Origin of the sequence: Flavobacterium eburneipallidum (genome assembly GCF_027111355.2) — a bacterium.
Taxonomy (GTDB): domain Bacteria; phylum Bacteroidota; class Bacteroidia; order Flavobacteriales; family Flavobacteriaceae; genus Flavobacterium; species Flavobacterium eburneipallidum.
In genome coordinates this window covers 670068-696481 of sequence record NZ_CP114291.2, presented here as the reverse complement: position 1 = coordinate 696481, position 26414 = coordinate 670068, and the positions used below count along the sequence as shown (strand labels likewise).

Genomic DNA, 26414 nt, shown 5'->3' with positions numbered 1-26414 from the left:
GGTCATGAAAAGTAGTGCTTTAGAAAACTATTTTATTGGTTACTATTGTACCATTTTGCAATGTAGTTTTTACCATTATAACTTGACGATTTGAAGCCAAATTCGCTATTACAAATTCATTAGTATCAACCCCTTCTTTTTGAAAGATCTGTTTTCCTGACAAATCATAAATAGCTACTTTTTCGATAGTTTCAGCAAAAGAATTGATTTTTATTTGTTTGTTTTTATTAGACACCAAAACTCTATTTTTTAAAGAATTGAAAGTATCGGTACCTAAATTAGAGCTGGTGTAACGCAATACAAAACGATTCTCAAAAGTTCCTACTGTGGAATTAAACACGTAAGGTTCTTCTTTAAGATCATGAATTACATTCAAATCTTTGTCTTCTAAATAAATGCCTTGTTCTTCTAGAAATAAACCATCCATATTATTAATAGATATATTAGTGCTTCCAGCCAAATCCATTTTGTATCCTAGCGGAATAATATCAGCATCGGAAAACGGCAAAGCTCTACCTTGAATACCCATTTTATTTGTCCCTAGCAAACTGTACAATAAAAAAGGAAGATCTGCATCAAAAACATAAGAATCATAACCTCCTTCATAATTATTAGTAGCATTCTCTACATAAGCAATCAAAATCTGGCTTGATTTAGTCGAACTGTTTTTCAAATCCAACCAAACTCGATGTCTTTCAATCTCTTTAATTTTATTTCCTTTTTTGGTTTTATAAAAGTTAGTATTATTGTTAGATTCACGCATGGTATTATTAAACTTCAAATTTCCTGCAATATCATTTTGCACAAAAAAACCTTGACCAGAGGCGATATAATCTGTTGGTACCTCATCATTTCCTGTTCCTGAATTTCCTGCATTAAACCCTGATAAATTTCTAGAAGCATAATCCGAAGAGCTAAAATCAGTCCCTATCAAACGATTATTGTGTGTCCAGAAATACAAAGTTCCTTCTAATACATTCGTCGGATTTAACACAGCGTCATATAGATTTTCGTTTATGAAATCTTCGGCATTAATTGCTGATGGATATGGATTTCCTATCAAACTCAAACCTACATCCCCCGGCGGAGTAGTCACTGCTAGAGTAAAAGGGCCATTGTTAGGCACTCCAACAAACTGAAAAGGGGTAACAGTTGGCGTAACTGTAGAAGCTGTTTCTGGAGCGCGAATTGAATAGCCTACTCCTTTTTCAAAAACAGCCGTTGCAGGATTTTGTGTTTCATAATTATTTATTACACTATTAAAAGTGTAAAATTGTGAAGTATCCGTATTAGGTGAAAAATTTGATAAAGTTTGTGTTCCTGTTGTTGGCGAAGACCAGAAAGTACTATCTAATTTAAGAATTGGTGTGGTGTTTCTTTTTATTACAACATTTCCAGTATTAGCACCCGTATAAGTCGTTTGCAATAAACTTGCATTATTTTCGAATATCAAAGTCCCAGGACTTGTAACAGTTACCGCATCATCGACTGATACTGTAAAACCATCCTGAACCGTTACTACTCCATTTGTTATAATTAATGTGCTTGCAACGTCCAAATTAGCACCAATAGTATAAACTCCACTGGCTCCTGTAAACAGTAATTTGAAATAATCGCCAGCTGTAACCGTTTGTGCAGTTCCGTAATATTCTACCGTGCCAGAAGCAAAAGCTTTTCCGTTAGTAGCTCCTGAAAAACGAACTTTACCTTCCATTGCTTGTACTGTTGTGATGGTTAAAGTTCCTGTTCCCATATCCAAAACTGAATTGGAATCTAAAACATTTAGGCTATTGGTTGTTAGGTTATAATTATCCAAATTGAAAGTGGATGAACCACCAGTATTGATATTCAACTGTCCGCCAGTTACTATGTTTCCTGATGCCGTTTGTGTTCCCGAGGTATTATCCAATTCTACTGATGGTGTTCCGTTATAGGTTCCTGCTACAATCGTTTGTCCTCCTGTTAAACTAGAATATAAAATAGTGTTTGTCCAAGTTTTGCCTGTTGGCAATGGCAAAGCTGTTGTACTAGCTGTTCTTATTTGTCCAGCTCCAGAATTAATAAAAGCACCTGCCAAAGCAAAAGTAGTCATATCCAATACTGCGTTTGTTGCCACAGTCAAACCATTATTCACAGCAATAGCTTTTGTAGCTGTCACTATAGCTGTAGTATTGGTATTGTTTAAAGTAGCAAAAGTGATTGTTGCTGTTCCACCAATGGATTGCGCAACAGTTCCGTTAAAATTTACTATACTTGAATTAGGGATAAAAGTCCCGTTATTTATCCAATTGCCTCTTACTTGTAAGACATTCGATCCAGAAATAGTTAAAGTAGAGCCACTATTTATGGTAATATTTCTACAAATTCCACCTGATGCTCCAATGATAGGCTGATTAGACGAAGCTCCTATAATGACATTTGTAGTAGCCGAAGGTATAACTCCGCCACACCAGTTAGAGGCTGTACCCCAATCTGTATTTGTTGTTCCTAACCAAGTACCCGAAATACAAGAAGATGTTACGTTTAAAATACCCGTTGTAGTAGTTCCGAACCAAGTAGCATCTTTAGTAGTTGCTGCCGAAGCTGTTCCCCCATAAGAGCCTAGCGTAGTTTGCAAAACGCTATTCAAATACAAACTTTCTGCACTAGAAGTCGTTCCATTAGGAAATAATGCAGTAACTCCCGCACCAATAGAAAAGTCTTCTCGAATGGTTGTTGCACCTGCAAATGTTTTAATTCCTGAACCACTCAAAGTCAAAAAACCATAATTTTTTACTGCTACTGTCTGTGCTGTTCCGTTATAATTTACAACACTAGTAAGCCCTAAATTGTTTGTTGTAAATACCGGAAAAGTACTTGTTCCGCTTACTAACAAAGTTCCGCCATCGGCAAGATTTAATGTTGTTCCTAAAATAGCAACATTTCCATTATTTAAAGTTGCATCATCTGCAATATTCAATAAAGCACAAGTTTTTGCAGTCGCAACTGTTATAATTCCTGTATTAATAATACTCACTCCACCTGTAGCATTGAATGGTGTTATCCATTCTACATCCGAATTTCTTGGTGTAGCTGTATTGTATTGCAATGTAGCCGCAGTTCCATAAATAGGTGCTGCAGAAACCGTTGCGGCACCTTCCATAGAAAGAATTCCGTTTACTGTTGTTCCAGCGGCAACTGTTTTAAGTCCAGAATTAGAAACCGTAAGATTATTAAAAGTAGAAACTGCAGTCAATGTTTGAGCAAGACCTCCAAAATTTACTGTTCCTGTTCCTCTGGCGAAATTAGTTCCTGTTCCTGCCCAAGCTGTTCCTGCAAAATTAACATTCAACATACTCGAACCACCGTTCAAAGTTCCGCTGGTTAAGGTTACAGCACCTGTCAAAGTGTGATTTAAAGCAGTTCCTAAATTCAAGGTTCCTCCTGCTCCATTAACAGTTAATCCAACTGCGTTAACATCACTAACAAAAGTAGCTGTACCAGCAGTTTTGGTCATCGAAACCAATCCTGTGGTTGTAAATCCAGCAATATTTTGAGTACCTGTATTAGTTATAACAATTGGAGAACTTCCTGCCATAAAGGTTCCGCCACTATCAATAACAAAGTTTCCACCAAAAGTTAATCCTAGATTATTTGTAACTAATTTTCCTGTACCAGTTATAGTAAGCGGGCTATTTAATCCAAAGACTTTAGCCGTGTTTAATGTTATATTATTTGTTCCATTGATCAACACACCACCTGATGCGTTAAATGGCGAAATCCATTCTTCTGAAGTTATTATTCTAGCCGCAGATGTGTCGTATTGCAAAGTAGCATTAGGCCCATAAGTAACTACTCCTGATCCCGTTATAGTAACGGTTGCTGTACCAGCAATGGTCAACTTTCCGTTTACAGTTGGTGTTGTTTCAAAAGTTTTCACTCTAGTTCCACTTGTTCCTGAAAGCGTTAGGTTATTATACGTTAAAACCGCTGCAGCTTGGTTTCGATTTCCGTTGTATTCAACTGTTCCAGTTCCTGCAATAAACGTTCCTGCTGCTCCAGTAACATTAGTACCAATTTTCAAGGTACTTGACCCGCAATTCAAAGTTCCATTTGTTCGTGCCCAGTTTCCAGTAAATGTATGTGTTAATCCTGTTCCTAAATTCAAAGTCCCAGCACCGTTCAACGTAAATCCTCCTCCACTTACATTCCCAGTAAATGTTGCCATTCCTCCAGTTTTATCAGATCGAACCGTTCCAGTAGTGGTAAATCCTTGAATCGTTTGATTGGCACTACCCGTAAAATAAACTAATGCAGAGCCTAATGTAACAGTTCCTGAATTGGTATAATTCCCTCCTAAATACAACCTTCCTGCTGCCGAATAGGTTACTGTTCCTGTATTCGTAAAATCTCCTGCTGGTAAAATTCTACCTGAACTTACCGTAACAGTTCCGTTATTAGTAAAAAAACCAGTAACAGTAAGATTTCTAGAATTCTGATTTAATGTTGATCCTGCATTTACAGTTACACTTGCTACAGTTACAGTTCCTACAGAAGTAACCGTAAAACCTCCAGCAATAGTAACAACATCACCAGTTGTAGGCGCTGAAGCTCCTGGAGCACCACCTAATGTAGCAGACCAAACTGCAGTAGAACTCCAGTTACCAGAAGCAACCGAAAAACGATTGGCTGCATTTGCAAAAGAAACTGTCAATAATAAAAAGAATAGTAAAAAAAGGTTTTTTGTTTTTTGAGAATGTAGTTTTACAAGCATAAGATGTTGATTTTTAAAACCAAAATAGATTAATTTCGGTGCAAATATAAATCTTTTAAAGAATCATTTTAAATAAAGCACACCTAATTAATTCGAATAAAACCGTTTGAATGCAAATGTGTTTTATTTTACTAAAACAAAACTAATTTTAAACACATAGAATCATAGAAAAAAAAGAATTAGATAGCCAAATTATTGGTTCACATAGCTATGATTTACTTAAAAATAGTGAAACGTCTTGATTTTAAAATTAAAAACTATATTTCTATGTGTTTAAAAATCATAAATTTTGAATTACACCCAACGAGTAATTTTATATAACTTTGCTTTTATGAAATTTCCAAAAAATCTCGCTTCCAAACTCGAAATCCGTGAGCAAAACAATGCCCTTCGGAAATTACCAATACCCAATAATTTAATTGATTTTTCTTCTAATGATTATCTGGGTTTTTCAAAAAACAAAACCATTTTTGAAGAAACGCATCAGTATTTAATCAATAATAATTCTATCCAAAACGGAGCCACAGGTTCACGCTTAATATCTGGAAATCATCAAATCTATCAAGAAGCAGAAAAGTATATTGCCGAATTCCATCAATCGGAATCGGCTCTAATTTTCAATTCAGGATATGATGCCAATGTGGGATTTTTTAGTGCTGTCCCGCAAAAAGGAGATTTAATTTTATATGACGAATTGTGTCACGCTTCTATTCGTGATGGAATTCAGCTTTCGAATGCCAAATCCTATAAATTCAAACATAATGATTTTGAGGATTTGGAACGGTTAATTTTAAAACCAACAACCAACAACCAGCAACCAACAACTATTTACATTGTTACCGAAACCGTTTTTTCGATGGATGGCGATTGCCCAAATATGGAAGAATTGATTGCTGTTGCCGAAAAATACAATTGCCATTTAGTAGTTGACGAAGCCCATTCGTTGGGCATTTTTGGCGAGCATGGCGAAGGACTGATTCAAATGTTAGGGTTGCAAGACCGTTTATTTGCCCGAATAATGACCTTCGGAAAAGGGTTGGGCTGTCACGGAGCAGCCATAGTTGGAAGTCAGGAATTATACAATTATCTCGTGAATTTTGCCCGAAGTTTTATTTACACCACAGGACTTTCGCCACACTCGGTTGCTACGATTTTAGTAGCCTATCAACATTTGCAAACAGAGCAATCGGCTATTGAACAATTAAGAAAAAATATAAATCATTTCAATCAACAAAAAAATATTTTGGGATTAAAACCGATGTTTGTTCACAGTAAATCAGCCATTCAAAGCGCTATCATTCCTGGAAACCAAAACGTAAAATCCATTGCCATTCAACTTCAAGAAAAAGGCTTTGATGTCAAAGCGATTCTTTCGCCAACCGTTCCCGAAGGTCAAGAACGATTGCGATTTTGTTTGCATAGTTACAATACCAAAGAAGAAATATCAGAAGTCTTGGCTTTGTTGAGTAACTTTGTTTTTTAGAAATAAATCTAAAATTATTACACAAAGATTCCCAAAGAAAAACACAAAGACACACCAAGAAATCATTAAAGAATCTTTGCGAATCTCCTTTTAACTTTGTGAATCTTTGTGAAACGAAAAATCTATGAAACTATTTATAACAGGAATATCAACCGATGTAGGCAAAACCATTGCCTCCTCCATCATTGTAGAATCGCTCCAAGCCGATTATTGGAAACCCATCCAAGCAGGCGATTTGGACAATTCCGATAGCCATAAGGTGAAATCCCAAATTTCAAACTCTAAATCCCATTTTTTTTCAAACAGTTATGCTCTGAATACACCAGCGAGTCCACATCTCGCAGCTGAATTGGACGGAATCACTATCGATTTAAAAAACATCAAAGAACCCGAAACCCAAAATCATCTCGTGATTGAAGGAGCTGGTGGTCTTTTCGTTCCATTAAATGATAATGATTGTGTGATTGATTTAATTCAATCCGACTATAAAGTAATTGTCGTTTCCAGACATTATTTAGGAAGTATCAATCATACTTTGCTAACCATCGAAGCCTTAAAAAATAGAAAAATTGACATTGCTGGAATCATTTTTAGTGGTGACGAAAATCAATCTTCTGAAGCAATAATTCTCAATAAAACTGGAGTCAAATCCATTGGAAGAATAGAACAAGAACCTTATTTTGATCAAAATGTAGTCAAAGAATACGCCGATTTGTTTCGAGAAAATCTGTTGAATTTATAAAATCTTTGGGAATCTCTGTGTCTTTCTCTGTGTATCTTTGTGGCATATTTTATAAAAAATGAATTTAACAGAAAGAGACCAAAACAACATCTGGCATCCATATACCCAGCACAAAACCGCAGCACTTCCTATTGCTATCAAAAAAGGCGAAGGCGCTTTGCTTTGGGACGAAAACAACAAAGAATACATTGACGCCATCGCTTCATGGTGGGTGAATCCTTATGGTCATTCCAATAAGTTTATCGCCGATGCCATTTACAAACAACTGACGACTTTAGAACACGTCCTTTTTGGCGGATTCACCCACGAACCAGCTATACTTTTGGCAGAAAAGCTGATGGAAATTTTACCCAAAAACCAGCAAAAAATATTCTTTTCGGACAATGGTTCTACAGCCGTTGAAGTTGCGATTAAAGTGGCTTTGCAATATTTTTTTAATAAAGGCGAAAAGAAAACTACGATAATTGCTTTCGAAAATGCTTTTCACGGAGATACTTTTGCCGCAATGGCTGCCAGCGGAATTTCCTTTTATACCCAAGCTTTTGAAGGAATGTTTATTGATGTGGTGCGAATTCCTGTTCCAACAAAAGGCAACGAACAAGAAAGCTTTGATGCTTTAAAAAAAGTGATAAAAAACCACAATTGTGCCGGATTTATTTTTGAGCCATTGGTTCAAGGAGCTGCCGGAATGGTGATGTATGAACCAGAGGCATTGGATGAATTAATCAAAATTTGCCAAGAAAACAACGTACTAACCATTGCCGATGAAGTGATGACCGGTTTTGGAAAAACAGGAAAAACTTTCGCCTGCGATTATCTAACCGAAACACCTGATATGATGTGTTTGTCCAAAGCTTTGACAGGCGGAACCATTCCGATGGCGATTACTACTTTTACCCAAGATATTTTCGAAGCTTTTTATGATGAAGATATCAATAAAGCTTTATTTCACGGACATACTTTTACGGCAAATCCAACAGGTTGTGCAGCTGCTTTGGCGAGTTTTGAGTTATTGCAAACCCAAGAAATGCAAGACAATATTGCTAGAGTGAATCAAAAACATTTAGAGTTTCAAAAACAGATTGAATCGCATCCCAAAGTAACGACAACACGAGTGCTAGGAACTATTTTTGCCTTGGAAATTCTAACCGAAAGTTCTGCTAGTTACTACGGAACTTTGCGCAACAAACTCTATAATTTCTTTATCGAAAACGGAATCATTTTGCGTCCAGTTGGCAATATTGTTTACATTTTGCCTCCTTACATCATCACCGACGAACAATTGCAAAAAGTGTATGAAGTGGTCGAAAAAGCTTTGGAAATAGTTTAAAATTTAACCACAAAGAACACAAAGAAGGCACAAAGTACGCTATTTTTGAGCCACAGATATTACGGATTGAACGGATAATTTAAAACTTTTATGCACTTCTATTTTTCTTTAAGTGTTAAAATATAAATTTAGGGCTTTATGACTTATATGGTTTGGAAAATCCATTTAAATCCGTGTCATCCGTGTACCATTTTTTTACGACCTTTGACCCAAAACAAATAACCCTTGTCACAAATTATCTCTATAACCGCACTTGCCTCCATTTCGCCATTGGGTAATAACCCGAAGACGATTTGGGAAAATTATAAAAGCATCAATCATTGTTTTACGAATCATTTTTTAGATCACAAACAAACATTTGTTGCCCAATTAGATGAAGATTCCAAAACAATTGTTGAGGAGTTAAAACAGTCCGACATTAAATACAAATCTTTAGACAAATCGGTTTTGTATGCCATGGTTGCTTCCCGCAAAGCGATGCAAAATGCAGGTTGGACTTCAAATGACGTTTTCGGAATCAATATTGGTTCTTCTCGTGGAGCGACTGATTTATTCGAAAAACATTTTCAAGAATATTTAGCAACTGGAAAGGCACAAACACTGGCTTCGCCAACAACTACTTTAGGAAATATTTCCTCTTGGGTAGCGCACGATTTGCAAAGTACTGGACCTGAAATTTCGCATTCCATAACTTGTTCCACTGCTTTACATGCTTTATTGAATGGTGTAGCTTGGTTGAAATCAGGAATGGCAGATAAATTTTTAGTGGGCGGAAGTGAAGCGCCTTTGACGGATTTTACGATTGGTCAGATGCGGGCTTTGAAGATTTATTCCAATAGTGAAGAACAATATCCCAACAGAGCTTTCGATTTAGAAAAAACCCAAAACGGAATGATTTTGGGTGAAGGTGCTTCGGTTTGTTGTTTAGAAATTGGCAAAAAAGAAAACGCTTTAGCTTTTGTAGAAGACATTGGTTATGCTACCGAAATTTTGGAACACAACATTTCCATTTCGGCAGAGGCGACTTGTTTTCAGAAATCAATGAAAATGGCTTTGCAAAATACAGACTTATCCGAAGTGGATGCTATTGTGATGCACGCTCCAGGAACCAAAGCGGGTGATTTGACAGAATACAAAGCGATTCAAAAAGTGTTCGGAACCAATTTACCCATGCTGACAACCAATAAATGGAAAATAGGTCACACCTTTGGCGCCTCTGGAATTTTAAGCATCGAAATGGCTATTTTGATGATGCAACATCAAGAATTTATTAGCGTTCCTTATGCAAAAACGCAAAATCCAAGAAAACAAATTCGTAAAGTTTTAGTCAATGCAGTAGGTTTTGGTGGCAACGCCGTGAGTGTTTTATTGAGTATCTAATTCTTCATCTAATTTTCCCAATTTGATTTTGGTTTTTCCATCTTCATCATCAACAACCAGCAAACTCAAAATGATTCCTCTGTAGCGAAGCGAATCTCTCTCTCTTTTGTTTACTACTTTATAATCGTCTTTGGGGTTTCTCAAAGGAATTCTCAAGCCGAGATTCGTTCCCTGATTCGATAACGAATACACGCCTTTGACATCCATATTCAACACATTTGAGGTGACTTTAAAATCTTTAACCTCAATTTTATCGCCTTTAATGGCTGTGAATCCCTCCAAAACGCTAAAACGAATATGACTTACATTTCTATTTGGGAAAGCGAATTTTCCAATTTTTTGAATAGGTTCAAAATTGACTAAAGCACCTTTCTTTATTTGAAAATTAAAATTACCTGCAAGCGATTTTTGATCCAAATCTTTTTTAGAATCTAATGCTCCCGATAATTTGGCCCTAAACGAAAGCCTACCTTTAATGTCTTTTGGCTTAAAAGATTGCACTCCAAAATTGTCGAAGGAAGCCAAAAAATTAGAAATCAGAGTCTCTTTCACGTTTACATTCGACCGAAAAAGCATCCTGTCATTTTTAGGAACCAGTTGCGCATCAAAAGTAATCGAACTTCCTGTATCACCCTGCATCGTTCCTTTTTTGACATACAAGCCACCATTAATCAGAGACACCTCAACCTTTAATTGATTAGCAATCATTTTATTAAACGCCATTTTATCTACTTGCAAATCAATAGCTACTCTGGATTTATCAAATACTTCCTGCAATTGATTTATAGATTGGCTTTTCGTTTCAGACTTGTTTGGAGCCGATGTATCGTGATGAGATAAAATCCCAATAATTTGCTTGACATCCAAATAAGGACTTCGCACTTTCCAGTTGACCACCATTTTTTCGGGAGCGTCATAATACAAATTGAGGAAGTTATCCACTCTTCCTTCCATTGAAACGCTACTTTTTTGGTTTTTAAATTTAATTTTTTTAATCCATAAAGCTTGTTCTATAAAATACAAATCAATATCGGTTTGCTCCAAAAGTGCATTTTTAGAATGAAAATAAACATTCGCCTTTTGAATGTTAATGGCTCCTGTAAAACGAGGTTTATTCAGTTTTAAATCGACAATAGCGACTTCAAAATTCAGATTCACCTTGGCGGTTCCTGCTGAAAATTGTATAAAATCCTCATCAATCAAATTCTTGAGTTTGACCACATCAAATTTAGAATTGAGTTTGCCCCTTGCAATTGGTTGATCAAAATTACTGATAATCATCAACGGAACAGCCATGGGAATTTCGTTCCATTTGCCTTTGAAATGCTCAATTATTACCGCTGAATTCGCATCTGTAAACGGTTGTCCCGTTTTAAAGTTATTAGTGTACTTCCCCTTAAAGCTGCATTTTTTGACCAAACCATAAGAAGTTGTCAATTCATCGTTTTGTACCACAGCATTTACTACAATTTCGGGATCGCCAGCCGCATTCATATCGCCTTTGATGGTACAACTGGCTTGAAGCGGCATTTGCAAATCGAAACGATTGAGTTTAGAACTAATGTTATTCGCCAATAAATTAGAGGCGTTTTTCCACAAAATTTTAGTTCGAATGTCAATGTCAAACAAAGCGTTGGTTGAATCAAGATTAAAATGAGCCTTGATACGAAAAAGATCGTTGCCAATATTCAAATTCTCGGCAAGTACGCTAATCTTGTTGCCTGCTTCAGAAAAATCAATTGCCAAGTTGCCTTGCACGAGTTGGTCTTTGATAAAGCTGCCTCTTTCTTGATTGAAAGCCATACTTTTTGCCCGAACTCTCAATTGCATATTGGTTTTCCAATCGCCTGTACTATGATCAATTTTGCCTTTTAGGGATTCCATTTCAAAACGAAATAGTTTTTTTCCCTTTTGGTTTTCAGAAATAAAAATCACATTTTGAAAATCGATTTCCCCGATAGAGGTTGTTGTAGTGCTTGTCGATTTTATTTTTTTGGGTTTAAAAATATCCGAATTGCTATTGCCGTTTTTGTCTCTAAACATATCGATCGTCGCATCGTGAATTACCATTTTATGAAAACGGACTTCGTTTTGCAACAACATCAACAAATTCAATCGCAACTCAATTTCCTTTGCTTTTAGCAACGAACGCTTGTGAAATTGCCAAGAATTGTCTCGAATCTCCACCTGATTGACAACAAGTGTAAAATTGGGAAAACTCCTCAAAAACTGGTAACTAATGTCGCTAATTTTTACTTCTCCCTGAATATTTTCGTTGATTTGGTTGTTGATTTTGGCAATGATTTTGGTTTTGTTGCTCTCAAAATAAATATGCAAACCAATAGCGCTGACTAATACTAAAGCAAATAATCCAAGGAAGCCAAACGCCATTATTCTAGCTATCTTTTTAAAGCTATTGGAACTGAAAAAATCTTTGACTTTATTGTAAAACGCTGTCATAAATACTTTGGGGTTTGCAATAAAGGTAGTGAAAATTGGGTTGGGGGGAAGGAGGATTTTAGATGAGTCTTTAATCTAGTCAGTATTTCTAACTCATTTATTTAGAAAGAAAATTAAATTATTTGAGTAATTCCTAGCCTACTAGAATAACTACTATATTCAACTTGCATTTCGGACAATAATTCTTTATTGAATATTTTTAAATTTTGAAATTTCTCGTTGAATATTTTTTCTGGGACTGAAAAACTGTATCTAAAATCAAACATTAATGTTATATCATTCTCTTCATCATTAAAATAAAGATGCTCATAAATTTTTACTGAATCAGGAAGTGTTTCATTAAAATGAATTTTTCCTTTTTGATTGCGAAATGCTTTTTTAAGAATTACACCACTTAATAATTTGATGTTTTTTCCAAATTTATTTTGAGCAATATCACAAGGTCTTGATAGTACTAAAACAACATCTTGAATTATAACATTTTCTTCTTTTTGTTTTAATAATATTTTTTCAAGTTTAGGGTCGTCTTGAATAGAATATAATTTTCTAAATAAACTATGATTATTGTAGGCAATTAGACCTGGTAAAATTTTTCCTTTTAAATCTTTTTTATCAATTTTGAAATGAAACCAGCTATTTAATTCTTTATCTATAATTGGCTCTACAATTTCATTTAAGTTATATAAATTTTGATTGTTAATTTCACTTATTTCTTCTTGAAAATCGCTTCTATTTGAAACTAGAACACTATCTAGAGCATCAAATAAAATTGACCGTTTGCGTTTACTATCTACTTCAGATTTTATTGCAGTTCCTCCGTGACTAATAATAATTTTTTTTAATTTATTATTAAAAGCTTTTGAATCTGTAGTTTTTGTCAAATTACCAATAATTTTATTATACGAAAATTTAATATTTTTTTTCCAAAGTTGAATTTCTGACAACCCAGATACTTTGTCTAATTCACTGTTTATATTTTCAAAAAGTTTAGTAAAATCATATTTTTCGTCACTTTGAATAGTATAATCAATTTTACTTTCTATTAGGCAAATAAAAGGATTTCTGTTTACTTTTTTTAATTGTTCTAAAACTTCAGTTGCTTTTGCAACATCTTTTGTCCAGAGGATTAATATATAAAATGATTTTTCAGGAATAACAGCTTGAACCCAATTTGCACATAATTCCGCATCAAATGGATTGTCAGAATAAAACAAATCCAAGAAAAAGAGATTTACATCTGAATATTCTTTTTCCGGATGATTATCTCCTTCAATTAAATCAGAATTGAAATATTTACAACCTAATCCTAAATCATTAAAATGTTTAATTATTCCTTGAATCTCGTCAATTTTATCATCAACTACAACAATGTTAGGTTCTAAAAATTTCATATCTTATTGATTCTTATTAAATACTAATTTCACAATTGCTCCATCAAACTTTTCAGGAATTCCTAATTCTAAAAATTCATTTCCACCTGTAATTATATCCAATTTTCCATATTTCATCATAATAGTATCAATCAAATACATTCCAATTCCAATTCCATCTGATTTTCTTGTGAAAAATGGGCGAATTAATTCCGAAATATCATCTTTAAATCCAGGGCCATTATCTGCAATAATAATTGTAACTATATCATTAATCTTCGAGCATTTTAGAAAAATTATTTTTTCTTCTTTATAAACCGTTTCTAACCAATAAATACTGTTATCAATAATATTCATAAGCATTGTAATAAAAAATCTTTTATCACAATTCATCAACGTAACATTATCATCAATTTCTATTATGGTAGTAATATTCCTGTTTAATAATTTCAATTTATAATTATTAAAAGCTCTATTTATTGATTCTTTAATATCAATTGGTTTATCTCCACCTTTCCTTAAAACTGATATAATTCCATCTGTATATTGTCTTAACTCATCAACTTGTTCTGTAATAATATCTTTTTTGAATGGTTCAGATTTTATAGTTTCCTCCATTCGAGGAACAAGCTTTTCGATTTCGTGTAAAGCTACAGACGCGGTCATCCCAACACCTGCTGGAATTAATAATATTTTTTTATCTTCCTCATATTTTTCTTCTAACTTTTCAGCTTCTTCAAGTAATTTCTTTTTCTTTTCTTCATTATCTAGATCGGAAGATTCTAAAAGAGTTTTAAACGCACTTACTTTAGAATCAAATAAATTAGAAGAAGATTTTTGATTAAGTTTTAACCATTTTGTTCTATCAGAAAACCTAGTTGCAGCAAATTCACGTAAAATTGCTTTTAAAACCATATAAAAGCTTAAATATGCTTCGTTTTCAACAAATCCTTCTCTATTTGTTTTTTCAGTCAAACTATTTGAAGTTTCAGCATCTAAAAAAACATATCCAATACTATTGTTATTTGAGAACCACATTTTGTTTTGAATTCTCTCTAAATCCAAACCTAGCCAATCATTACTTGGACTACCATAGTCGTAAATTCTTAAATCATTTTTGAAAACTTTTATTCCAGAATGTTCTTTTAAAACTTTTTTAACAAGATCAGCATCAGCAGTATAATCCCTCATTGAATAAGAGTCTAAATCGAAAGTATATAATTCAATAATTAAATCCCCGAATGGCAATGGTTTATTGTCAAAATCTTTTAAAACTTCATCTATTTTATCTTGTTCAAGTTCCTTTTTTTCTAAAACTTTAATCAACTCTTTCTTTACTAAACCTCTTATGTTTTTATTAAAATCTGGATTATTCTTTATAATTCTTTGTCCAATATTATTATTATTTTTAAGAGAAAACCCATATTCAAAATCTAAATTATAATCTTTATCTATCAAAGCTGTCATATTGAATGGAGCTTCGTTTAAAATTTTTTCAACTGATGGAAAATCAACAAGCCATTGATTATTAAAGTTTAAGTTGATTTTAAAATCAACTTCTCTTACTTTAGGTGATAACATAGAGAGTGTTTGACCTTTTAAATCTCTTGCCATTCCTTTTGTCCAAGTCTCCTTTAACCCACTTAAACGAATATATGTACCTCCTTTTTCCTTGAATCTAAAACTTTCAAGATCACTTTTGATTTTCCATTTAATAGGAACATCAGACAAGTGTTTCGATTGATTAAAATCTTTCCAATCAATATAAAGTTGAATTTCGTAATTTGCTAATTCAGTACTTTCTATTTCTCTTGAATTGGGTTTAAACTTTATTAAAGTTGGTCTTGTAATAAGTAAAATTTGACTGCTTAATTTGTGAACAGCAAATCTTCCAACTCCTTTTTCACCCATTGGAACTCTTTCAAATATGGGAGATTTGATAATTTGTCTTTCCCCTGTTATTTTATCAATTGGTTTTCTAAAATCGGAGCCTGGTTCTAACCAAACATCCTCAATTATTTCAGAAGTCATTCCAATTCCGTCATCTTCAATAATAATTACTGCTTCGTCTAATTTTTCTATATCTCTAAACCTAACATCAACTTTTTTTGCATCAGCATCATAACTGTTTTTAACAAGCTCATAAATAGCCATAACTGGGCTCTTTATAAGTTCATTTCCTAATAAAGTTAAAATATGTGCTTTTGGATTAAAATGTTTTTCTTTTAAGATTTCTGACATAATAATTCTTTCATTTTTTTAGCAATTGCATTAGCCATTAATGGTGGAACTGCATTACCTATTTGTTTAAATGCTGCTGAACGTGATCCTTCAAAAAAGAAATCATCTGGAAAGGATTGTAATCTTGCTGCTTCGCGAACAGATATAGAGCGACATTGTTTTACATCGGGATGAATATAATAATGACCATCTTTGGCAATGTGGGCTACAACAGTATGTGATATTCCAAGTCCATCAACTACTTTGTATCGGTCATTGAAAGAGGTTACATTTTTGTGTGTTTTTAATTCTTCGGGCAAATCTGGATATCTCAATCGTTCTTTTCCTTTATTCCAAAGTTCAATAGCTGTTTTATAAATAGCCAAATCTCTTGTATTGTGTGGTCTTGAAATATGTTGCGTCACAAAATCAACACCATTTCTCAATTCAAATTTCTCTAGATATTCATTTTTGCTTTGAGTATAATTTGTAGTTTTAAAACCTTCTCCAGGCTTTAATTTAGGCAAATCTTGAAAAGCATCATTAACTTTGAATTCTTGGATTATCTTTTCAAATTCTGGAAATCCAAAATCATTTTCTTTTTTCCAACCCACAATAATAATTCTTTTACGGGCTTGTAAAACTCCAAAATCAGAAGCAATTAAAGTTTTTGGATATACTTCATAACCAAGTTCTTTGAAATAAATTTTAAGATTTTCAAAATGTTGCCCTTTGTGAGCACTCAATAAACCAGGAACATTTTCGAACACAAATGCTTTTGGTTCAAATTCTTCAAGAAATCTTCCGTATTGAATGTATAATTTATTTCTTGGATCTTCTTCAATTTTATCTTGATGCCTCCTTAATAAAGAATAAGCTTGACAAGGTGGTCCGCCAATAATTAAATCTATTTGCTTTCCTGATTGTTTTATTTTTTCGAAAAGACCAGTGATTGTATCATCATTAATTTCAACATTCAAAACAGAATTAAGGATTTTATTTGGAATTTCTTTATAAAAAGCTTCTTGTGTTATTTCTCCTTTAATATATTGATAATATAATTCAAGCTTCTTTTTTGATTTCAAATAATGATAAGCTGCTCGTGTTTTTATGGTTAGACACGCTTCAGGATTCATTTCAATATGAGATATTGGATTAAATCCTGCCTTTATAAAGCCTTCAGACATACCAGATGCCCCAGCAAATAAATCAATAAAGTTAAGATTTTTCATAATCGAATAAGTCTTGAATAGTTACTTCAAGTGCTTTCGCAAGTTTTTCAATAATTAGTAGTGAAACATTTCTTTTACCTTTTTCAATATCAGAAATGTAAGTTCTGTCGATGTTGGCAATATTTGCCAAATACTCAATGGAGTATTCTTTTTGTTCTCGTAAGAATTTTATTTTATGTCCAAATTTTTCTTTCAGATTCATAACCTATAAATGTAGTTTTGTGCGGACAATTGACCTGCTTACAATTGTCATCATTAATAAATAATTTTTAGCATAAAAAAAACGCCAATCTCTCGATTGACGTTTATAAAATTTAAAGTAAAACTAGGCTACAACTACGGCAATTCTTTAAATCCCATATTATACAAAGTAAAAGCCTGAATATCGGCATTTTCCTGAATGGTAGCTTCTACTGATTTTCCGGCACCGTGACCCGCTTTGACATCAATACGGATCAAAACAGGATTGGTTCCACTTTGTTTTTCTTGCAATTCGGCAGCAAATTTAAAACTGTGTGCGGGTACTACTCTATCGTCGTGATCGCCTGTGGTGACGATCGTGGCTGGATATTGGATTCCTTTTTTTACGTTATGCACAGGAGAATATTTCTTGATATACTCAAACATTTCCTTGCTGTCTTGAGAAGTTCCATAATCATAAGCCCAACCTGCTCCTGAAGTAAAGGTGTGGTAGCGCAACATATCCAAAACACCAACGGCTGGCAAAGCGACTTTCATCAAATCAGGACGTTGCGTCATCACAGCTCCAACTAGCAAACCTCCGTTAGACCCGCCACGAACGGCTAGAAAATCAGAAGCAGTATAGTTGTTGGTAATCAAATATTCGGCTGCTGCGATAAAATCATCGAACACATTTTGTTTTTGCATTTGGGTTCCTGCATCATGCCATTTTTTGCCGTATTCGCCTCCGCCTCGCAAATTGGCTACGGCATAAATCCCTCCGTTTTCCATCCAAACGGCATTGGTAATATTAAAACTTGGCGTCAAACTGATATTGAAACCGCCATAACCATAGAGAATTGTTGGATTTTTACCATCGAGTTTCAATCCTTTTTTGTGGGTAATCATCATCGGGATTTTGGTACCGTCTTTGGAAGTATAAAAAACTTGATTGGAAACATAATCTTCACTATTGAAACCTACTTTTGGTTTTTGATACAGTGTTGATTTTCCTGATTTTGGTTCTAGCGCATAAATGGTTAGCGGCGAGGTATAATTAGCAAACGAATAATACACTATTGATTCCTTATTACCACCAGCAAAACCTTTTGCTGTACCCAATCCTGGTAGTTGAATGTTACGAATTAATTTTCCTGAATAATCATACTGCTGGATGAACGAAACGGCATCTTTCATATAATTGGCAAAAATAAAACCCGCAGCAGTAGTAGGTGTTAAAACATTGTTGGTTTCAGGAATAAAGTCTTTCCAATTTTCAGGTTTTGGATTTTTTATATCCACAGTAACGATGCGTTTGTTGGGCGCATTCCAATCGGTTTTGATATATAATGTATTGCCTTGACTGTCTAAAACATCACTATCGCTTTTGAAATGATCCACGACACAAACAATCGGGCTATTGTTTTTAGTCAAATTCTTGAAATACAACTCGTTTCCATAGGTTGTGTTAGCTGCTGTGATGATTAAAAACCTACCATCTTGAGTAACGCTTCCTCTTACGTATCTTCGCTTTTGGTCTGCGCCAAAAATAATCTGATCTTCTTTTTGAGCCGTTCCTAACTTATGAAAATATAATTTGTGTTGATCGGTTTTTGCGGATAATTGACTGCCTTTGGGCTTGTCGTAACTAGAGTAATAAAAGCCTTCGTTTCCTCGCCAAGACAATCCGCTGAATTTGACATCGACCAAAGTGTCTTCAGTAATTTTTTTGGTAAGAACATTCATAATCGCCACTTTTCGCCAATCGCTTCCGCCTTCTGAAATAGAATAAGCCAACATGGAACCGTCTTTCGAAAAATCGATTTCACCCAAAGAAGTTGTTCCGTCTTTGGAAAAAGTATTCGGATCCAAGAAAATTTCTTCTTTTCCAGTACGATCTTTTCGATATAAAACCGATTGATTTTGCAAACCATTATTCTTAAGATAATAGGTAAAATCTCCTTCTATTGAAGGCTCTTCTATTTTTTCGTAATTCCAAAGTTTTTGCATTCGATTTTTGAGAGCTGCTCTAAACGGAATTTTCGACAAATAATCATAAGTCACTTCATTTTCTGCTTTGACCCAAGCAGCAGTTGCCTCGGATTTGTCATCTTCTAACCAACGGTAGGGATCGCTAACTTTCGTATCGAAATAAGTATCTACTGTTTCTCCTTTTTGGGTTATTGGGTATTTTAGGTTTTGTTGTCCGTAGGATGCTATTGCAGTCATTGTAACTAGTGTAAATATTATTTTTTTCATTGGTAATGGTTTGTGTATGAGGTATCACAAAAATAAAGAATTTCTGGATGGTAAACTAACAATAATCAAACCAAAAAACCCTGTAAACATTAATGATTTACAGGGTTTTACTTCTAACAAATATTGCCAACGGATTAAAAAAGTAAGCCTTTATTTTTAGCTTCTCGTACTAATTCAGTATCCGTTTGATCATGTACGTTTAATATTTTTTTTAGGTTTAGTTTTCTTTTCTCGATAGCCTCGAGCGATATGGGTACATATTGCGGAATATCTATCGTTCTGGTTCCTTTGGATATATGAAAAAGAATCTGCTTATCGAAAACATCAATTTCTATGGTTTCCTGCTGTGCTAAATCTAGCATTTTTTGAATGGATTGACTGTAATAAATTTCATTATTGATTACTTTATCAAATCCAAAAAGAAGTTCTTCAAATGTTAGATCATTTTTTATTACTAATCCACTAGGATTTATAGTGTCAATGATATTTTTTATTTTTAACTCTTCGGTGTACATTGTGAGTAAAATAATTTGGCAATTGGGCATGTATTCTTTCAATAATCTAGCCAAATCTTCGCCTGATCGGAGTCCTTTTTCTTCATAAGTTGGCATACTTATATCTAAAAAAGCGATATCAAAAGCCACTGTATTGGGATTAGTAATAAGTTCATAGCCAGATTTACAATCCACAGCTTGCGAGATAGAATACTCATATTGAGTGGGTTTATACCTCGTAATGCCGTTTTTATAACCTTCAATTATAAAGGGATGGTCATCAATAATTAATATGTTTTTTTTAATTAATGCTGTATCAATAGACTCATTCATTATTTCTTATTTTTAGGTTGGGACAGAAACCACAATTGAGGTTCCTTCTCCTTTTTTTGATTTTATGTCAAATGTTCCTTGGCATTCTTTGATTCTAGAAATCATATTTTGTATGCCAATTCCTTTCTTTCCTTTGTTTAAATTAAACCCAATTCCGTCATCACTTATCTCTAAAAGTATGTTGTCTTCAACCCCTTTTTTGAATTCTATTTTAACGTTCTTGGCTTTGGCATATTTGTTACAATTCTGTAGCGATTCTTGAATAATTCTGTACAAATTAATCTTAGTAGCATTGCTTATTTTGTCCCATTTTATAGTAGAATCAATACTGGAAATCAATTTAACAGGAAAGGTCTTTTTTTGATCTTCAAACAAATTTTCTACGATAGCAACGAAGTTATTAATTAATTCTGATTTTTCCCTATTCAAATCATGTGAAATTTCACGAATATCTTGTTCTATATTTTTTAATTCTGTTAAATAACTATTTCTCTGAACAGAAGCACTTTCGTCGTTTATTTTATTCAAACTATCCAGATTCATTCTCACACCAAACATTCTTCCGAGGACACCATCATGCAATTCTTGTGCAACACGCTTTTTCTCTTTAACCCTAATTGACTCAACATCAATTTGTTGAGAAATCATTAAGTTATAAATTTCCTCGTTGGCTTTTTGTTGTTCTTGCTTGAATAATAATTCTCTATTTTTGGATTTTTGCGCTTTGATGATATACATAAACATACCAAGTATCAAAACAGAGCCAAAAATATAAACTAAATTCCTGTTTTTGGCTGTTAAGTCTGTATTTTCTTGTTTGATCTCATCGGTTTCATATTCTATGCGAGAGAATTTTTCAGCAATATTCCGATCTGCTTTTTGCAAACTGTCGTTAAGACGAATGTATTCTTTGTTGTAAATGGCGGCTTTATTTGGCTCTATCAAAGCTAATTGTTTTAGAAGCAACAATATATTTCTTGAATTCCTTGACTTCCGAGCTGTAGCCAAAGCTTCTTTTGAATAATGCGTAGCTCTTACTGTATCTTTTTTATAAGCAAAATATTCAGATAAATGAATCTTTGTGGTAATCATACTTGACGTTAATTGCAAACTGTCTTTAATCTTTAGAGATTCATAAAACAGTTCAGGCAAACCTTTGTCTTCTTTAATTTTTAGTCTAGAATAACCTAAATTATCCAACAACATCGCATATAATGATATTTTATACAGAATTAAATCTTTCTTTTGTTTGAGTCCTTCTTCAAAATAGGGTATAGCCTTTTTATGTTGATTCAAATTTTGATAAACAAAACCTACATTATTTAAAGAAGTAGCTCTAGATTGAAATTCTACTGGAGATGTTTTACTATACTCACTATTTGATGCTTTAGTATGATATTCTAATGATTTATCATGCTCTCCTAGTTCACTATAAATTGACCCTAAAAGATTATAAGATTCATATTCAATATCATAAAATTGCTTTCCTTTAACAACCCTTAAAGCTTTAAAAACTGAATTTTCACTACCTGAAAAATCACTTTCATTATATTGTAGTAAAGCTTTATTCAATCTTGTTGTAGCAAGATCATAATTATCACCAAGTTGAGAGTATAGTTTTTCAGCTTTATAATAATACAAAAAGGCACTATCAGATATTCTTTGGGAACCATAATAATCCCCCAAATAAGAATAAGCTTTAGCTTTACTCAATGTATCACTATTAGCCTCTGCTTTTTCTAAAACAATTAATGCAATTTTTCGATAATTTGTCCAATCATTCAAATTGTAATACCTATTGGCGATTCGAAACAAATTAGCTCTTTGTAACGAATCATCTGATTGATTCATTACAATATCAAACGATTTTTCTGTATATTCTTTTCTTTTTTTGGTATTTGAACTAAAATCATTAGCCTTTGTCATATATATAGACAAACTATCTTCCGAAGAGGAAGACATTTTATTTACTGAATTATTTTTTGTACATGCAAAAAAAACAATCAGTAGAACAGCTATATAATAATAGGGTTTCAATACTATCTTTTGAATTTCATCAAAAATAGTAAAATAAAACCACTAACATAAAAAAGGCTGTCAAAATATTGACAGCCTAATATTATTTAAAATAATAATTAAATTTAATCTAATCTCACGTTTCTTCCAACACTTGTGTTTCCTGAACCTTGTAATCTTACATTTCCTCCAACACTTGTATTTCCTGAACCATCTAATCTTACATTACCTCCAACACTTGTGTTTCCTGAACCATCTAATCTTACGTTACCTCCAACACTTGTATTTCCTGAACCTTGTAATCTTACGTTTCCTCCAACACTTGTATTTCCTGAACCATTAAGAGTTGTTACTTCTGGAGTAGTAAATGAAGTTAATATCATTACTAATGACAACAATCCGATAGTAAAAATTGACTTTTTCATAATTTGGGGGTTTTATATTGTTATACGTTTTTTGTTTGTTTTCGTGAGTTATGTACATCATAATCACATTGCAAATCTAGGACAGCATTGTCTAAATTTGTAGTAAAACTGGGCGTATTTGGTAGAATGTGGTCGTTTGATAGTGAATGACTATCAAATCATGGTAGATGGTATTTTTTTAAATTTCCAGATAATTACCATTGGCAAATTCGGATATTATAAGATCTACATTTTCCTTATAAGATTTAGAAAAAGGTAGCTTTGTAGTAGAGTTTTTAATATAACACACTGCATTTCCTGTATGTATTCGGGAAATGTAATGGCGGTTTACAATATAACTGTTGTGAATTCTAGAAAAAGGATGAGGCAAAACGCTCTCAAAATGCTTCAATGTTTTGAAAGCCGTAATCATTTCACCATTATTAAGATGAATATCAGTAGAATTATTATCAGCTTGGAAATAACAAATATCTCTTGCGTCAATATAACGATAATCGCCATACGATTTGATACACAACACTAGAGGTTGTTCTTTTTTTGAAACACTAGCTTGCTCTGAAACTATGACTTGTGGCTCTCCAACAAATTTTGAGGAAGCATCTAACATTGGCGATTGAGACAAAAAAACTTCATCTTCTCCAATGGCTTTCTTTAATTTTAAAAGCGTTTTAACCAAATCTACACGTTGAACAGGCTTGATTAAATAGTCTGCTACTTCAAATTGTATCGCATCAAAAGCCAACTCCTTTTTAGTAGTTGTAACAATAATTTTTGGAACCACCTTCAAATACCGATACAATTCATTGATAAGTTGCAAGGACAGATTACTGGTTTTATCGGCTGGATCAATTTCGAGAAAAACTATTTTGGGAGTGTGTTCTAATATTAGATTCAAACCATCCGTATAGTTATTAGCCGAAGCCACGAAGACAAGCTCCGAAAAACCATCAGCAATAGCTTTAGTTTTTAAGACACTTTCTTGATTATCGTCAATTACAATATACGGGTAATTCATTTGCGGCACTGCCTAATTAAATTAGATAGCACAACATTAGCAGCAGCTGAAAATCTTTCAACTATAAATAAGAAAATAGTAGTTTGGGGGAAACTAATTAAAATCTTGTCTTATTGATTAAAAAATAACATTTTTAACGTGCTAAAAATAAACATTTAACTTATTTTATTATTTAATTAATAAGACAAATCGACGAAGAGTAAATACTAATTGACAAAGGGTAAATAAATCCGATTAAGAACAAAAATACTTACTTATTTGGATTGAAATTTTACACTAATTCTTCATTTAATAGTGTTAAAAACTAAAAAAGCTTTCCAAAATGGAAAGCTTTTTGTTATCTATTATGAAAGAATTACATTTTCATCAACCAATTTTTCATCGAAACTTCATTTTCGATAATTGATTTCAAATCTGCAATAGCAACACGGTCTTGTTTCATGGTGTCTCTATGACGAATCGTTACCGTTTGATCATCGATAGTTTGGTGATCCACCGTGATACAGAAAGGAGTTCCCAAAGCATCTTGTCTTCTATAACGTCTTCCAACTGCATCCTTTTCATCATAGGCCACGTTGAAATCCCAACGCAAATCGTCAATGATTTTATTAGCAATTTCTGGTAATCCATCTTTCTTTACCAATGGTAAAATAGCCGCTTTTGTTGGCGCTAAAACTGCGGGTAATTTTAGAACTGTTCTGGTTGAACCATCTTCCAAAGTTTCTTCTTTTAATGAAGTGGCGAAAACTGCCAAAAACATTCTATCCAAACCTACTGAAGTTTCTACCACATAAGGAACATAATTCTGATTCAATTCAGCATCAAAATACTGTAATTTTCTACCTGAATATTGTTCGTGTGCTTTCAAATCAAAGTCCGTACGAGAGTGAATTCCTTCTAATTCTTTGAATCCGAAAGGGAAATCAAACTCAATATCAGCAGCAGCATTGGCATAATGTGCTAATTTTTCGTGATCGTGAAAACGGTATTTTTCTTTTCCTAAACCAAGAGATAAGTGCCAGTTCAAACGAGTGGTTTTCCAATGTTCGTACCATTGCATTTCTTCACCTGGACGTACAAAAAATTGCATTTCCATTTGTTCGAATTCACGCATACGGAAGATGAATTGTCTGGCAACGATTTCATTTCTAAACGCTTTACCCGTTTGGGCAATTCCGAAAGGAACTTTCATTCTTCCCGACTTTTGAACATTCAAGAAGTTCACAAAAATACCTTGAGCAGTTTCTGGACGCAAATATAAATCCATTGCCGTATCTGCAGAAGCTCCAAGTTTAGTACCGAACATCAGGTTGAATTGACGTACTTCTGTCCAATTTCTGGAACCCGATTCCGGACAAGCAATTTCCAATTCTTCGATTAATGCTTTTACGTCTTCCAAGTCGCCAGAACCCAAAGAACGCCCCATTCTTTCCAGAATTTCTCTTTCTTTGGCTAGATATTCTACCACTCTTGTGTTGGTTGTGATGAATTCTTGTTCGTTGAAAGCGTCTCCAAAACGAACTTTCGCTTTTTCGATTTCTTTTTTTGCTTTTAGATTCAGCTTTTCGGCGTAATCTTCAATCAAAACGTCAGCTCTGTATCTTCTTTTAGAATCTTTGTTGTCAATCAATGGATCGTTGAAGGCGTCAACGTGACCAGATGCTTTCCAAGTCGTTGGATGCATCAATATAGCTGCGTCTAATCCAACGATGTTATCGTTCATCTGAACCATTGATTTCCACCAATATTCGCGTATGTTCTTTTTTAATTCTACTCCGTTTTGTGCATAATCGTAAACTGCACTTAAACCATCGTATATTTCGCTTGACGGAAAAATAAATCCGTACTCTTTTGCGTGCGAAACTACATTCTTAAATAAATCTTCTTGTTTTGCCATAGTGGTGCAAAAATATAAAAAGTGAACATAAAAAAAAGAAAATAGTTGAAGTTTGAAGCATTGATTTTCTTATTTTTATAAATAATATCTCCTTATTTATGTTCAAAAGCATTATCAATCTCTTTTTTCCTCCCGTTTGTGCTGGTTGTCATTCGTTTTTGGTATCAAATGAAAATGTGATTTGTACCGTTTGCCGACACCATATTCCGCTAACGAATCATCATTTGAACCCTGAAAATGAAGCTTTCAAAAAGTTTTACGGACGAATTCCTGTCGAATACGCATCGGCATTATTGTATTTTCATAAAAAGGGAATTGTTCAGGAAATGATTCATGGTCTAAAATACAGAAAACAAGAAGAAATTGGAACTGTCCTTGGCGAATGGTACGCTGAAGATTTAAAAAAATTAGAAATACTGCAATCGGTTGATGAAATTATTCCTGTGCCTTTACACAAAAGAAAACTTCGTGAACGAGGTTTTAATCAGTTAACTAATTTTGGGACAATGCTTTCCAAGGAATTGAAGATTCCATATAATTCCAATCTACTGGTTCGAAACATTTACTCAAAAACTCAATCGAGAAAAAGTTTTTTAAATCGAAGCGAAGGCATCGATACTGTTTTTGATGTTGTTTTTACTGAAAAAGACCACAGCAAACATTTCTTGTTGATTGATGATGTACTTACTACTGGTTCTACACTAGAAGCTTGCTCAAACGCTTTACTGAAAATTCCAAAGATAAAAATCAGCATTGTTTGCATGGCGATGGCGCATAGCTAATAGCTCTTAATTAAAATTTAAAACATTTCTTTTACAGCGAATA

General features: G+C 33.6%; 17 protein-coding genes. 5 read left to right on the top strand and 12 right to left on the bottom strand.

All coding sequences use genetic code 11. The features are described 5' to 3' along the window. Nucleotides 1-19 precede the first annotated feature (19 nt). Nucleotides 20-4753 carry a DUF8693 domain-containing protein gene (locus tag OZP15_RS02905; RefSeq protein ID WP_281336950.1) on the bottom strand — a complete coding sequence of 1578 codons (4734 nt, stop codon included), beginning with the start codon at nt 4751-4753 and terminating at the stop codon, nt 20-22. A 331-nt stretch (nt 4754-5084) separates the two neighbouring features. On the opposite strand from OZP15_RS02905, the gene OZP15_RS02900 reads away from it, so the two are divergent. The 4 genes from OZP15_RS02900 (at nt 5085) to OZP15_RS02885 (ending at nt 9688) form a co-directional block, all read left to right on the top strand. Then, nucleotides 5085-6236, top strand: coding sequence for an aminotransferase class I/II-fold pyridoxal phosphate-dependent enzyme (locus OZP15_RS02900; protein ID WP_269226996.1), 1152 nt, complete (start codon nt 5085-5087; stop codon nt 6234-6236). A 124-nt stretch (nt 6237-6360) separates the two neighbouring features. Beyond that, nucleotides 6361-6978, top strand: a complete 618-nt coding sequence (gene bioD / locus OZP15_RS02895; protein ID WP_269226995.1) for a dethiobiotin synthase — start codon at nt 6361-6363, stop codon at nt 6976-6978. Between the two features lie 58 nt (nt 6979-7036). Then, entirely contained in the window at nt 7037-8308 is a 1272-nt protein-coding gene (gene bioA / locus OZP15_RS02890) for an adenosylmethionine--8-amino-7-oxononanoate transaminase (protein WP_269226994.1), read from the top strand. A 225-nt stretch (nt 8309-8533) separates the two neighbouring features. Continuing rightward, on the top strand, nt 8534-9688 hold the full coding sequence (locus tag OZP15_RS02885; RefSeq protein WP_281336949.1) for a beta-ketoacyl synthase N-terminal-like domain-containing protein: 1155 nt from the start codon (nt 8534-8536) through the stop codon (nt 9686-9688). On the opposite strand, the gene OZP15_RS02880 is transcribed toward OZP15_RS02885, so the two are convergent. The 11 genes from OZP15_RS02880 to OZP15_RS02830 all read right to left on the bottom strand — a co-directional run bounded on the left by OZP15_RS02880 (nt 9674) and on the right by OZP15_RS02830 (nt 25589). Then, nucleotides 9674-12148 carry an AsmA-like C-terminal region-containing protein gene (locus OZP15_RS02880; protein ID WP_281336948.1) on the bottom strand — a complete coding sequence of 825 codons (2475 nt, stop codon included), beginning with the start codon at nt 12146-12148 and terminating at the stop codon, nt 9674-9676. The two genes, OZP15_RS02885 and OZP15_RS02880, sit on opposite strands and share 15 nt — an antisense overlap. Before the next feature lie 113 nt (nt 12149-12261). Continuing rightward, the gene (locus OZP15_RS02875; RefSeq protein ID WP_281336947.1) at nt 12262-13539 is read right to left on the bottom strand and encodes a hypothetical protein; all 1278 of its coding nucleotides are present in this window, start codon (nt 13537-13539) and stop codon (nt 12262-12264) included. 3 nt (nt 13540-13542) lie between these two features. Next, nucleotides 13543-15759, bottom strand: coding sequence for an ATP-binding protein (locus OZP15_RS02870; RefSeq protein ID WP_281336946.1), 2217 nt, complete (start codon nt 15757-15759; stop codon nt 13543-13545). Continuing rightward, entirely contained in the window at nt 15744-16970 is a 1227-nt protein-coding gene (locus OZP15_RS02865) for a DNA cytosine methyltransferase (RefSeq protein WP_281336945.1), read from the bottom strand. The genes OZP15_RS02870 and OZP15_RS02865 overlap by 16 nt, the downstream gene beginning before the upstream one ends. Then, nucleotides 16957-17172, bottom strand: coding sequence for a helix-turn-helix domain-containing protein (locus tag OZP15_RS02860; RefSeq protein ID WP_269226987.1), 216 nt, complete (start codon nt 17170-17172; stop codon nt 16957-16959). The genes OZP15_RS02865 and OZP15_RS02860 overlap by 14 nt, the downstream gene beginning before the upstream one ends. Nucleotides 17173-17306: 134 nt before the next feature. Beyond that, nucleotides 17307-19409: a prolyl oligopeptidase family serine peptidase gene (locus OZP15_RS02855; RefSeq protein WP_432419383.1), complete on the bottom strand. Its 2103-nt coding sequence runs from the start codon at nt 19407-19409 to the stop codon at nt 17307-17309. A gap of 134 nt (nt 19410-19543) precedes the next feature. Then, the gene (locus OZP15_RS02850) at nt 19544-20236 is read right to left on the bottom strand and encodes a response regulator (RefSeq protein WP_269226986.1); all 693 of its coding nucleotides are present in this window, start codon (nt 20234-20236) and stop codon (nt 19544-19546) included. A 12-nt stretch (nt 20237-20248) separates the two neighbouring features. Beyond that, nucleotides 20249-22198 carry a tetratricopeptide repeat-containing sensor histidine kinase gene (locus OZP15_RS02845; RefSeq protein ID WP_281336944.1) on the bottom strand — a complete coding sequence of 650 codons (1950 nt, stop codon included), beginning with the start codon at nt 22196-22198 and terminating at the stop codon, nt 20249-20251. A gap of 179 nt (nt 22199-22377) precedes the next feature. Further along, nucleotides 22378-22677, bottom strand: coding sequence for a 3-oxoacyl-ACP reductase (locus OZP15_RS02840; RefSeq protein ID WP_269226983.1), 300 nt, complete (start codon nt 22675-22677; stop codon nt 22378-22380). A 178-nt stretch (nt 22678-22855) separates the two neighbouring features. Continuing rightward, nucleotides 22856-23692, bottom strand: coding sequence for a LytR/AlgR family response regulator transcription factor (locus OZP15_RS02835; protein ID WP_269226982.1), 837 nt, complete (start codon nt 23690-23692; stop codon nt 22856-22858). 355 nt (nt 23693-24047) lie between these two features. Then, complete coding sequence (locus OZP15_RS02830; RefSeq protein ID WP_281336943.1) at nt 24048-25589, bottom strand: glycine--tRNA ligase; 1542 nt, start codon at nt 25587-25589, stop codon at nt 24048-24050. Nucleotides 25590-25687: 98 nt separating this feature from the next. Between OZP15_RS02830 and OZP15_RS02825 the strand changes: the two genes are divergently transcribed. After that, nucleotides 25688-26371: a ComF family protein gene (locus OZP15_RS02825; protein WP_269226981.1), complete on the top strand. Its 684-nt coding sequence runs from the start codon at nt 25688-25690 to the stop codon at nt 26369-26371. The last annotated feature ends 43 nt before the right edge of the window (nt 26372-26414 follow it).